Annotated in this window: 10 protein-coding genes; 7 read left to right on the plus strand and 3 right to left on the minus strand. The window is 38.8% G+C overall.

The annotated features are described in order from the left end of the window. Positions 1–28: 28 nt before the first annotated feature. The 3 genes from CKW03_RS09165 to CKW03_RS09175 are packed head-to-tail and all read right to left on the minus strand — an operon-like array spanning position 29 to position 3,049. On the minus strand, positions 29–733 hold the full coding sequence (locus CKW03_RS09165) for a hypothetical protein (RefSeq protein WP_139185431.1): 705 nt from the start codon (positions 731–733) through the stop codon (positions 29–31). A 3-nt stretch (positions 734–736) separates the two neighbouring features. Then, positions 737–2,698 carry a M1 family metallopeptidase gene (locus CKW03_RS09170; RefSeq protein ID WP_093096014.1) on the minus strand — a complete coding sequence of 654 codons (1,962 nt, stop codon included), beginning with the start codon at positions 2,696–2,698 and terminating at the stop codon, positions 737–739. Positions 2,699–2,704: 6 nt separating this feature from the next. Next, entirely contained in the window at positions 2,705–3,049 is a 345-nt protein-coding gene (locus tag CKW03_RS09175) for an ArsC family reductase (RefSeq protein WP_093096015.1), read from the minus strand. A gap of 181 nt (positions 3,050–3,230) precedes the next feature. Between CKW03_RS09175 and fbaA the strand changes: the two genes are divergently transcribed. From fbaA to CKW03_RS09215, 7 genes are all read left to right on the plus strand, one after another. Beyond that, the gene (fbaA, locus tag CKW03_RS09180) at positions 3,231–4,310 is read left to right on the plus strand and encodes a class II fructose-bisphosphate aldolase (RefSeq protein ID WP_093096016.1); all 1,080 of its coding nucleotides are present in this window, start codon (positions 3,231–3,233) and stop codon (positions 4,308–4,310) included. Positions 4,311–4,731: 421 nt separating this feature from the next. After that, entirely contained in the window at positions 4,732–5,619 is an 888-nt protein-coding gene (locus CKW03_RS09185; protein WP_307724200.1) for a tyrosine-type recombinase/integrase, read from the plus strand. 13 nt (positions 5,620–5,632) lie between these two features. After that, on the plus strand, positions 5,633–5,974 hold the full coding sequence (hpf, locus tag CKW03_RS09190; protein WP_093096020.1) for a ribosome hibernation-promoting factor, HPF/YfiA family: 342 nt from the start codon (positions 5,633–5,635) through the stop codon (positions 5,972–5,974). A 1,049-nt stretch (positions 5,975–7,023) separates the two neighbouring features. Further along, positions 7,024–7,386, plus strand: a complete 363-nt coding sequence (locus CKW03_RS09200) for a DUF6686 family protein (RefSeq protein ID WP_093096024.1) — start codon at positions 7,024–7,026, stop codon at positions 7,384–7,386. A gap of 168 nt (positions 7,387–7,554) precedes the next feature. After that, the gene (locus CKW03_RS09205) at positions 7,555–8,082 is read left to right on the plus strand and encodes a ferritin (protein ID WP_093096026.1); all 528 of its coding nucleotides are present in this window, start codon (positions 7,555–7,557) and stop codon (positions 8,080–8,082) included. Between the two features lie 179 nt (positions 8,083–8,261). Further along, positions 8,262–10,961: an outer membrane beta-barrel protein gene (locus CKW03_RS09210; RefSeq protein ID WP_093096028.1), complete on the plus strand. Its 2,700-nt coding sequence runs from the start codon at positions 8,262–8,264 to the stop codon at positions 10,959–10,961. Continuing rightward, positions 10,962–11,936 (plus strand): NAD(P)H-quinone oxidoreductase, encoded by a 975-nt coding sequence (locus CKW03_RS09215; RefSeq protein ID WP_093096031.1) that lies wholly within the window; start codon positions 10,962–10,964, stop codon positions 11,934–11,936. Positions 11,937–11,989: the final 53 nt, after the last annotated feature.

The following is an 11,989-nucleotide window of genomic DNA, read 5'->3' on the forward strand; positions in this document are numbered from 1 at the left end:
TATTGTATAAAATGTTTATTCCAATCAATTATTGCTTGATAGGCTCCACCTTATTTTTCTTGAATTTCGCATAGGAATCCAAGATATAAGCTTTAAGGTCCTCAGGAGAGGCTTGCTTAATAAACTCATAAGAAGGCCTATATCCATCTTTGAACAAGAGTAGATCTTGTCGCTCCATAGGAATCAGGGAAAGAATGGCATCGTTTGTAAAAACACGGTCCACATTTCGCTGTTCTCGTTCAATTTCCAAGATTTCAATCGATGCCCGTGCCTGTTTCGCTTCCTTACCAAATAATCTGGAAGGAGATATCCTCAAACCTCCACGGGTTGTGCTTGTTTCAACGGCTTTACTGTTGTTCTTCGCCCTTTCGATTTCCCTGGTCAATCGGCTATCGGTAATCTTCGATACCACAACTTCATCAATCGTAATGGTGCTTTTGTCGTTTACAAGATAGATGCGAGTGATCCCTTCCTGATAGATAAATGCGGTGTCTCGGTCATATCCTTGGACCATCAGGCTTAAATAGTCATTCATTTTCCCGGGGATCGTGAAGTTTCCCTGCAGGTCGGATTTAACCATGTCGTTTGTGCGCAAGTTTTTGATTTGTACATCCGGTAATTTCCGGCTGGTTTCCAAATCATAAACTATCCCTTTGATTTCTTGAGCAAATGAAAAGGTTATGCTGCCTAGAAGCAACATAACCATTAGCAATAAATTTTTGTGAATCTTCATATATTATTTTGATGACCAGGTATTGTTTTCAGGATTGATGTCCGGATAAACATTGTCTGGGTCTATTTTAACGCTAGTAAGCTTCTCTGTAGTATCTAATTGGAATTTCCATGAAGTATTTCTTTCCCAAACCTCCACAGGTAATTTCTTTCTTACTTTCTTGCCGCTTGCAGTCGTTGCTTCAACGACCACTGGCATAGCCATTTTTTGAAGGTTTTCAATGGTGATCACCGAACCTTTTGTTGGATCTAAGTCCACGTAACTAACATCAGAAATCGCTTGATCTAAAGACCAATTGTTCAAGAACCAACCTCTCCAGAACCAATTTAAGTTCTCTCCGGTCTCATTTTCAATCGTACGGAAGAAATCATTCGGAGTAGGGTGCTTGTACGCCCAATAATCAATGTATTTCCTGAATGCGGCGTCAAATCTTTCTGGACCTAAAACCTCATCCCTAAGGATTCTAAGGGCAAAGCCCGGTTTGTAATAAGCCAAAAGACCGATATTTCTTTCTTTCATGCCTTGAGGACTAGTGAAAATCGGCTCAAGGTTCGGATGCATCAAGGCTTTAGCCATAGCATTTTTATCTCCCATTCTGCGGTAATATTCACCATTGTTGAATGCTTCTGTAGAAAGGTCATTGATAAAGGTGTTGAATCCTTCATCCATCCATGCATAAAGACGCTCATTGGAACCCACGATCATTGGGAACCAAATATGGCCAAATTCATGGTCCGTTACACCCCAAAGGCTTCCGGCTTTTGCTTTGCTACCACAGAATACAATAGCAGGGTATTCCATACCACCCACATTGGATGCTACGTTTACAGCTACCGGATACGGGTAATTATGCCATTTTTTTGAGTAATATTCTATAGAGGCTTTGGTATATTCCGTTGAACGCTCCCAAGCATTTCCACCATTGCTTTCTTTTGGATATGCAGATAGTGCCAAGGCTTTTTTGCCATCCTGTAGGTTGATCTGTGCTCCATCGATGATAAATGCCTTAGAAGAAGCCCAAGCCACGTCTCTCGCGTTTTCCAGTCTATATTTCCAAGTCAAGGTACTTTTGCTCGGTCTAGAGTTTTTATTCGTTACCTCATCCTGAGAACGTATGATCACTGTTTTATCGCTTGATTTAGCCTTGTTGTATCTTTCTAGTTGCTCTTTGGTCCATACCTCTTGTGGGTTCAATAATTCACCACCTAGAACGACGATATGGTTTGCAGGAGCAGTAACTTCTACATTGAAATCACCATACTCTAGGTAAAATTCACCTGGTCCAGAATATGGTAATGTGTTCCAGCCTGTTACGTCATCATAAACCGATACCTTAGGGTACCATTGTGCAATGGCATAAATATCTCCGTTTTCAGTAGGAAGGATACCGGTACGGTCTGCTCCATATTGAGGGACGATATAGGAGAAGTCCATGCTGATTTCTGTCTTACCACCGTTTGCAGCCAATGGAGTAGGAAGGTCGATTCGCATACGCGTATCATTGATGCTGTATTTCACGTCAGATTTACCTCCACCTGAAACGTTCGAAATGGTATAACCCCCATTGAAATCGGATCCTGCATCTCCATAACGACTATTGGTCAAAGGAACAACAGCTTGTCCTATAGATTTTTGATTGAACATGTTTTGCTCCAATTGCAACCAGATGAAATCCAATTGATCCGGACTGTTATTGGTATAATGGATTTTTACCGTTCCTTTTACCTCATGGGTCTTGTCGTCCAAGCTAACCTTGATATCATAACTTGCAGCGTTTTGCCAATACAATTGTCCAGGTTTTCCAGAGGCAGAACGGTAAACATTGCCGTTTTGGGTATAGAAACCTGGTTTGAAAGCCTCTTTGTAATCATATTTACTTTCGACTTTCTGCGCAAAACTGCTTTGTAAAATACCAGCTTGGGCCAATAAGAGCCCCAGGGATATTTTAATAATAGATTTATTCATGCGTGTTTATAATTTAGATTTGTATTCGTCTTCATCAAAACCCAATAAAATGCCCTTCGGACTTTCAATCAAAGGTCTTTTTATCATACTATTGTTACCAAGAAGGACTTGATTTGCACTCTTTGCATCCTTTACGGCAGCTTGTTCTTCAGGGCTAAGCTTTCTCCAGGTTGTCCCTTTTTTGTTCAGTAGTTGTTCCCAAGAAACTTCTTTTTCCCAATCTTCAAGTTTTTCTAGGGTAGCCGGTTCTTTCTTATAATCGTGAAAAACATACTCTTTATGGTTGTCATTTAACCAATCAATTGCCTTTTTTACTGTATTACAATTCTTAATTCCGTAGACCTGAAGCATAGTTATATTGTTAATAGATTTTTTTGTTCTGCTAAAGATATTAATAAAATCTTTAATAGCTAAGGAAGGGGGGATTGACTAGAATAACTAAAAGTTCTTAGTGTAATTTTTACACTATATTCTTTGAACTCACAAAAAAACTTTATCTTTATTGGTATTAATAAAATTTAGAAAATATACTATGAGCCTAAAAGATTTCAAAGGAGTTTTAACTGGAGATCAAGTTCAAGAGCTTTTTGAGAAAGCAAAAGAGCATAAATTTGCATTACCTGCAGTAAACATTATCGGTACAGATTCTATCAACGCTGTTATGGAGACGGCTAAGAAAGTTAACTCACCTGTGATCATTCAATTGTCAAACGGTGGAGCACAATTTTACGCTGGTAAATCACTGAACAATGATAATTTACAAGCATGTATTCTAGGGGCTGTTTCAGCTGCTCAACACGTACATTTATTAGCAGAGCACTATGGTGTTGCAGTTATCTTGCACACTGACCATGCTGCGAAAAAATTATTGCCTTGGATTGATGGATTGTTGGACGCTGGCGAGAAATTCTTTGCTCAACATGGTAAGCCATTGTTTTCATCTCACATGTTGGATCTTTCAGAAGAACCGTTGGAAGAGAACATCGAGATTTCTAAAAAATATTTAGAGCGCATGAAACCACTTGGTATGACCATCGAAATTGAATTGGGTGTTACTGGTGGTGAAGAAGATGGAGTAGATAACTCTGACGTAGATAGCTCAAAATTATATACTCAACCTGAAGAGGTTGCTTATGCTTTTGAAGAGCTTTCTAAAGTTTCTGATAAATTCACTGTTGCTGCTGCTTTTGGTAATGTACATGGTGTGTACAAACCAGGAAACGTGAAATTGCAACCAGTTATCTTGCATAACTCTCAAGAGTACATCCGCGAGAAATTCAACTTAACTGCTGAAAAACCAGTTAACTTTGTTTTCCACGGTGGTTCGGGTTCTTCTCCTGAGGAAATCGAAGAAGCAATTTCTTACGGTGCTATCAAAATGAACATCGATACAGATATGCAATGGGCATTCTGGGACGGTGTAAGAAAATACGAAGCTAAAAACCGTGAATACTTACAAGCGCAGATCGGTAATCCAGAAGGTGCTGATTCACCTAACAAAAAATATTACGATCCACGTGTATGGTTGCGTAAAGGTGAAGAAGCTTTCGTTGAGCGTTTAGAGCAAGCTTTTGCTGAATTGAACGCGGTGAATGCAACTGATAAAATATAATTCTCAAACAGAATTTAACATACTAAAATAGCTATCCATTTCGGATAGCTATTTTTTTTGTTCCTTTTAAGGGATTTAATTCTGACCTCATTCGAGGCATATTCGAGAACGCTCGGACTGGTCAAGTGATTCCTCGAATATGCCTCGAATAAATCCCGAAGCAAAGCAAGGTGAATTATCCTAGATTTTAGAGAAGCTTATGCTTGATTTGGCTATTATCTTCTCTTAAATAAAGTAAATCTGCTACTGTTGAAAACAATTCAAACTTTTGGATAATAAGCAAAGCTTAAGCACGTATATAATTATAAGGGTGTCTATTGAAAATTAAGGCTCCGGGAAATGCTGAAGTAAATCAAATGTAAAATTGTCCGTTATCACATTTTTTACGGTATATTATCCTTAATATTACAATAAGAAGCAAATGAGAATGTATAAGGATCGATTTATTAATTACTTAAAATTTGAAAAGCGGTATTCTGAACATACGATCGTTGCTTATGAAAGGGAAATAGATGCTTTGTTCCAATTCTTGGAAGTGGAGAGCATGCCTTTTGAAGAAATCGATTACCGTTTTTTAAGGTATTACTTTTCCAATCTAAAGGAGCAAGGTAAGGAAGCTACCTCGGTGAATCGGGCGATATCCTCATTGAAATCATTCTATAAGTTTTTAATGCGCGAGGGTCTGGTCAAACAGAATCCGAGTGCCTTGATCAAGTCCCTGAAAACTGCCAAGAGGTTGCCAATAATTGTTGAGAAAGACAAGATGGTCAAGCTACTGGACAACATGAGTTTGGAGTCCGAAGATTTCGAGCAGACTCGGGATTTCATAGTTTTGGAACTCTTGTTTGGAACTGGTATTCGTTTGGCGGAATTGTTAAAAATAAAGGAGCAGGATATTGATTTTAATAATAAAAAAATACTTATATTCGGAAAAAGGAGCAAGGAGCGTTTTGTTCCCATACACCAAACATTGGCCAACGAATTAAAGAAGTATTTGGATTTGAAAAAAGCAAAGGATTTTCAAAACAAATCACCGGAATTAATCGTTAGCAAAGAAGGGAAGGAAGCTTATCCTAAACTGATATATCGCATTGTCAAGAAATACTTAAGTACAATCACTTCCCAGAAGAAAAGGAGTCCGCATGTTTTGCGGCACAGCTTTGCAACCGCCCTGTTGGACAACGGCGCAGATTTAAATGCAATCAAGGAATTATTAGGTCATGCTGGGTTATCGGCAACACAAGTGTATACCCATAATTCGGCAGAACGTTTAAAATCAATTTATAAACAAGCTCATCCAAAAGCTTAAAAAAGGAGGAAAAATGAACATTACAGTGCAATCTATTAAATTTAATGCTGACAGTAAGCTAATCGAGTTCATTAAGAAGAAAGCGGAAAAACTAAATCAGTTCTTGGATAACATCATCGAAGGTGTGTGTTATTTACGACTGGAAAACGTAGAAGATGAAGCCAACAAGATAGTGGAACTTAAATTTAATATTCCCGGCAATCAACTGTTTGCCAAAGCACAAGCTAAGAGTTTCGAGGAAGCAACGGATATTGCAATTGAATCTATTAGACGACAGATTAACAAACACAAGACCAAAACAAGAACTAATCTAAGTAATCACAAAGAAGTATTAAATCAAGAAGAAGAATTTTAACGAAAATATTTAAAAAACATGAAAAGGCTCCCGAAGAGGGAGCCTTTCGTGTTTTTTAGACATTAGATAATAGACATCAGACAAAAGACCGGATTGGTAGGGGCTAGGATTGAACCCTTCTGAAACAAGAAAATAGTTTGTTCATCTTGCGATTCACAATGACCGCCATCCACTAAAAGTTAAAAAATAGATTCTTCGCTTCACTCTGAATCCCTCTTAAGCGCATTTCCAATTCTGAACGATTAGTGAAGAATCTGTACGTAAATGCCCACTACTTTTTGTCATCCTCTATCGAAGATAGAGGACCTGTACGTTGTGTTGGACCAGGGTTGGGGTTCGATTCCCCCTCGACTCCGCTCGGGGCTCGCATGCAGCGAGAATTAGAGGATGGACCAAGATCTATTCCGATGGTCAAGCGGCATCTCGGCTTCTCTCGATAACCGTCGAGACCCGGCACAGGATTATTGTTGGCTATTCATTTAACAATAAATTCTCCAATTTTCGTAGGGGCATATCGCATACGCCCGCCACATGCATTTGAACCAGGATGCCCTTCGGTTTCGCTCAGGGTACGGGATAAGAGGATGGACCAAGATCTGGACATGTACCAAGGTTGGAGTTCGATTCCCCCTCGACTCCGCTCGGGGCTCGCATCCAGCGAGAATTAGAGTATGGATCAAGATCGATCTATTCCGAATGGAGCGGCATCTCTGCTTCGCTCGGGGCTCGCATCCAGCGAGAATTAGAGGATGGACCAAGATCGATCTATTCCGATGGAGCGGCATCTCGGCTTCGCTCAATATCCGTCGAGACCCGGCACAGGATTATTGGATAGGGATTTGGTTGCTGAAGTTTGGTAGGGAATATTCACATACAAATCGACAAAAAACAATTAAACCTCAGTTGCCGGATTTAAGAAAATGATTGTTTATTAAACAATAAAATTCTGTTGTATAATGTCTGTTGCCTGTTGTCTAAACAATATGTCTCTTTTTATTTGGAATAATTCTTAACAATATTTAGATTTGTTCCAAATTAAAAAAGAGCACATGATTTGTCCATTAGCAAATTTTGAAGAGATTTTCCAAACTGAGGATGGGGCTGTATACCAATGTAGCCGTAAAAACTGTTATTGGTTAGATTTTCAAGGGTCCACAACTGCTTTTAAGGTTAGGGATTTTTTTGCTTTTAAAAAGAGGGTAGATGCAGTTGATCTAGAAATGATGCTGAGCAATTCAGCTAGATCCTTTGATTTTGAGATTATTATGCCTTTCAGGACAGATAGCATCTTTATCTTGTCTGCTCAAGATATCCTTAAGTTGAAGGAAGTTCTTTCGGGGGCGAAGTTCATGATCGAGCTGAACAGCGAAATCAAAGCCTGCCTTCAATCCAAGGCTTTGCTTGCAATTTAATATTCTTTATAATTATACTGATTCTAAATAGCTTAGCTAATATTATAGCTAATTTAGACTGAATTTGTATTACATATTTTTCCTACAATTTCTTTCGTTTAGCTTTATCTTTGTGTTAAGGAAATCGACATAAGGTTTCTTGTTATTACATAAAAAGGAAAATATATTATGAAAGATTTATTGAAATTAAAAACATCTATCTCTGAAGAGATTGAAAACATATTGAATGCCCAAGTAAAAGTTGAAGCACACTCATCAGCATTGTATCTAGCAATGTCGGCTTGGTGTGATGATCAAGGCTTGGACAATGCAGCAGATTTCTTTGCTAAACAATCAGATGAAGAGCGTACTCACATGTTGAAGATCTTCAAATATATCAGCGACCGTGGTGGCCGTTCTATTTCGCCAGAAATCACAAATGTACCAGTTGATTTTGAATCTTTCAGAGGCGTATTCGAACAAACATTGGAGCAAGAAATGTTCGTAACTGAGCAATTCAACAAAATCGCTGACAAATGTTTCAAAGCAAAAGATTTCGTAACATTCAACTTTATTCAGTGGTTCCTAGAAGAGCAAGTAGAAGAAGAATATATTGCTAGACGTATCCTTGAACTATTCGATGTAATCGGTGAAGAAGGAACTGGACGTTGGGAAATTGACCGTCATTTGGTGAAAGTGACCTTCGATGGAGAATAAAATTCTTTAAAAAAATAAAAAAAGGGGTTAAAATCACATTTTAGCCCCTTTTTTTTATACAATTATTTTAAGTTTATACGTTTTATAAGTAAATTTCAGTTTATAGTTATTTAGTGAATTTTTAGATTGCCAATTTAGTCTATTGCTCTGTGAGAAATTACTGTTCAGGTATACTTATTTTGCTTCTTACTTTTTTAGGATTTCATGAGTTACATGCTCAAGAAGGCTTGAAAAGTGTAGAGGGTGTGGTAGTTGACAGTACAGGTCTAGGCATGAAAGACGCATCGGTAAGGTTGGTAAGTAATGCCGACACCATGAGCACCACCACCGATGAGAATGGTTTCTACCGATTCAGAAATATCAAGGGGAAAAATCTCAATATTTCCTATAGCATGTTGGGGTTTCAGATCGTCAACAAAAGTATTCCAACAACCGTTTTTATCAATAAGATCTTTGTTCCTCGCGTGGTGCTGTATCCGCAGTCCACATTAATTCCAGAGGTTAGGATTGTGAAGGTCATTCCTGTGGTGGACCGTGGGGATACCATTCAGTTTAATATGTCTGCATTCTCCTTTCCAGAACATTCCCTCCTTGAAGAGGCAATTAAGCAATTGCCGGGTTTTCAGGTCCTGAGAGACGGAACCACCTATTATAATGGGCAACTGATTAGAGGGGTCCGTGTAGATGGTAAAAAGTTCTTTAGTGGGGATCTATTGACCGCGACCCGTAATCTTCCTTCAGGCTTTGTGAAACAGGTGGAAGTGATCAATGATTATGGAGACCTTTCTACGGCGAAGGGTATCAAAACTTCAGATCCGGAAAAGATCATTAACATTATCCTAGAGGAAGACAAGAAAAGGATCACTTTTGGTCAGGGGACCATAGGGGCCGGAACGAGAGATCGATTTATTGGAAGTATAGGGATCAATAAATTCAATGATGGCCAGGAGATGTCCATCATCGGTTCCCTGAATAATACCAATACCAGTCTGTTTCTTTTTGGGTCACCAGACGGAGCAGGAGGTAGAAATACGGATCTTTCCGAAGTAGGGGATTTCTCTGACCCTAATGATGGGTTAAATAAATTGGGGTCCCTAGGGATTTCATTTACTGATAATCTAGGAGATAATATCACCTTGAATGGTGGCTATTCCTATCAAAGTAAATTTAATTTGACAGAGGGTAATTCTTTATTGACATCTTCTTATGCCGGCTATAAGATCCATCGCTATGAGAAATACCGAAATCGCACCTACGATAACTTGCATACCCTAAATTTAGAAATGAATGCCAAGTTCAAAAATAATGATGTATTAAAGATCAATCCTAAAGTTGCATATAATCGGGAATATTTCTATAACCAAAGAAGTACGGATTTGACCAACCGGAGATTGCATGAATTGGGTGAAAGACAAGATACAACCGTTAACAGTAAACCTTCGGCCGATATATCGGTCCTCTATTCCAAATACTTCCATAAGCCTGGAAGAAAGCTAGTAGGAGATCTGAAACTAAACTATCAATCCTTGACGAAAGATGATGTGGTTTCGGAATACTATGAAAGTTTCGACTCTACTGGTACCATCCCAACGATGACGAGTTATAGGCAACGACAATTAGTGGATGCAAGAAATGATGTTGCAGGGGTGAAGAGTTCTTTATCTTATGTGGAGCCATTCTATGAACATAGTTTGTTGGAGATCTTCCATGAGATGGATATCAACAATATTGAAGCAGTCCGTACGGTAAGGGATCCTTATTATCTGGGTGGAGAATTTGTGGATTCATTGGCCATGGACTATGCCTATCAATTTAGAAGTTTTAAGACAGGATTAAACTACCAATATGAGCCGAACAAGAAATTTAGGGTGAATATGGGTTTTTCAGTGCAGCCAGTCAATCTTTCAGGTAGAGTGCGAGGGGATACCATGATCTATAAATATAATAATGTAAATCTGGTTCCTTCGACGACCATCCGTTATAAATTCAGCAATGATCTGGAGATCAAATTGGCCTATTTAGGCAGAAATATCCAACCAACCTTTTTACATATCTCACCAGTCAGAGATAACTCCAATTCAAGGAACATTATTATTGGTAATCCCTCTCTAAAGGCTGAATTTTCCAATCAGTTTTCTACGACTTTAAGGAAGTTTGTGCCTACTCGAGGGCAATATTTCCAGACCGATTTTGCCTATACTTTTATTGCGAATAAAATCGTGACTTCTAAGAAATCATTGTCGAATGAAACAATTCAGGAAACCACCTTTGAAAATACCGATGGTTATTACGATATAAAATGGTACTACGAGTTTAATTCTCCGATTTTTTCAGATGAGCTGAATCTTGGGCTTTCTGGCAATGTGGATTATTACAATAACCTGTCATATATCAACAGCATGAAAAGTACCACACAACAGGTTCTCTTTAACCAGAATATCCAGTTTAGGTACTTGCCGAATGAGTACTTTGAATCGGTATTCAATACGAACTATTTCTTAAACCGGGCTGTTTATGAATTGCCGTACAAGAATAAGATAGCCGCTCATTCCTTTTTGTTGAGTTTGGCGGGTCGAGGTTACTTATCAGAGAATTTTGTGTTAGGAGCGGAAATGTCCCAGAAGTTTTATAATGGTTATGTGAGCGAATTAAGTGATGTAAATCCGACAATCATCAATACTTATCTAGAATATAGTTTTTTAAAAAACAAAGCAGCGTTAATTAGGTTACAATGTAATGATATCATGGACCAGAACAAGAATGTGGGTGTCATGACTTCATATGTTGGTAACGATGTCTTTGAATCTAGAAACAATAGGTTGGGAAGATATCTTATGTTGACCTTTAACCTGCGTTTGCAAACTTATCCGAATAAATAAATGAAAGTAGCGGTAATGACGACTTTTGGAGGGCCAGAAGTGTTTAGAATTGAGGAAAGAGCGGATTTGTCGCCAGAAGGGGATGAACTTGTCATTGAAGTGAGGGCAGCGGGAATAAACCGTCCTGATGTCTTTCAACGAAAGGGTCATTATCCAGCTCCTCCCAATGTGATCCAGGAGATCCCGGGATTGGAGGTTTCTGGGGTAGTGCGTGCTGTTGGGCCAGATGCCAAGAAATTTAATGTTGGGGACGAAGTGATGGCCTTATTGCCCGGTGTAGGCTATGCGACCCAAGCCTGTGTTTCGGAAAGAGCTTGCCTCCCTAAGCCTAAAAACTTAAGCTTTGAGGAAGCGGCATGTCTACCCGAAACTGTTTACACCGTATGGCACAATGTATTTCAGAGAGGTCGCTTGAAAAAAGGCGAGAAAGTCTTGATCCATGGTGGAACAGGTGGTATTGGGACCACTGCTATTCAAATCTGTAAGATTTTTGGTGCTATCGTCTATTGTACCGTTGGTTCTGAAGAAAAGCGGAAAATAGCCTTGGACCTTGGTGCTGATAAAGTTATAAATTATAAAACCGAAGATTTTGTTGATATACTGAAGCCAGTAGGAGTGGATGTGGTTTTGGATAGCATAGGCGGGGTGTATTTTAACAAACATATTGCTTTACTTCATGAAGATGGTCGATTGGTACAGATTAATGCGATGGAAGGTGCTAAAGTAGAATTGAACCTTTTGAAGTTGATGCAAAAGCGGATCACAGTAACAGGTTCGACTTTGAGAGGAAGGGACCTTTCTTTCAAAGCTGAGCTCACTCATGAAATTGAAACAAATATTTTACCTCTTTTGGAAAAAGGGGAGCTGAGACCATTATTGACTAAAATCTTTCCCTTTGAGGAGGTCATTGAGGCACATCGCTATTTTGAGAGCCCTGAACAATACGGGAAAATAGTGCTTAGAATGAATGGCTAAATACTTTTAGCGGTTTGTTTTATCAATTATTTTCCTATATTTAAAAAATTGAT

This window comes from Sphingobacterium mizutaii (genome assembly GCF_900187125.1).
GTDB lineage: Bacteria > Bacteroidota > Bacteroidia > Sphingobacteriales > Sphingobacteriaceae > Sphingobacterium > Sphingobacterium mizutaii.

Excerpts from the sequence above, each read along its gene's own strand:
- CKW03_RS09165 (WP_139185431.1), bottom strand. The coding sequence starts at position 733 with ATGAAGATTCACAAAAATTTATTGCTAATGGTTATGTTGCTTCTAGGC.
- CKW03_RS09170 (WP_093096014.1), bottom strand. The coding sequence starts at position 2,698 with ATGAATAAATCTATTATTAAAATATCCCTGGGGCTCTTATTGGCCCAA.
- CKW03_RS09175 (WP_093096015.1), bottom strand. The coding sequence starts at position 3,049 with ATGCTTCAGGTCTACGGAATTAAGAATTGTAATACAGTAAAAAAGGCA.
- fbaA (WP_093096016.1), top strand. The coding sequence starts at position 3,231 with ATGAGCCTAAAAGATTTCAAAGGAGTTTTAACTGGAGATCAAGTTCAA.
- CKW03_RS09185 (WP_307724200.1), top strand. The coding sequence starts at position 4,732 with ATGAGAATGTATAAGGATCGATTTATTAATTACTTAAAATTTGAAAAG.
- hpf (WP_093096020.1), top strand. The coding sequence starts at position 5,633 with ATGAACATTACAGTGCAATCTATTAAATTTAATGCTGACAGTAAGCTA.
- CKW03_RS09200 (WP_093096024.1), top strand. The coding sequence starts at position 7,024 with ATGATTTGTCCATTAGCAAATTTTGAAGAGATTTTCCAAACTGAGGAT.
- CKW03_RS09205 (WP_093096026.1), top strand. The coding sequence starts at position 7,555 with ATGAAAGATTTATTGAAATTAAAAACATCTATCTCTGAAGAGATTGAA.
- CKW03_RS09215 (WP_093096031.1), top strand. The coding sequence starts at position 10,962 with ATGAAAGTAGCGGTAATGACGACTTTTGGAGGGCCAGAAGTGTTTAGA.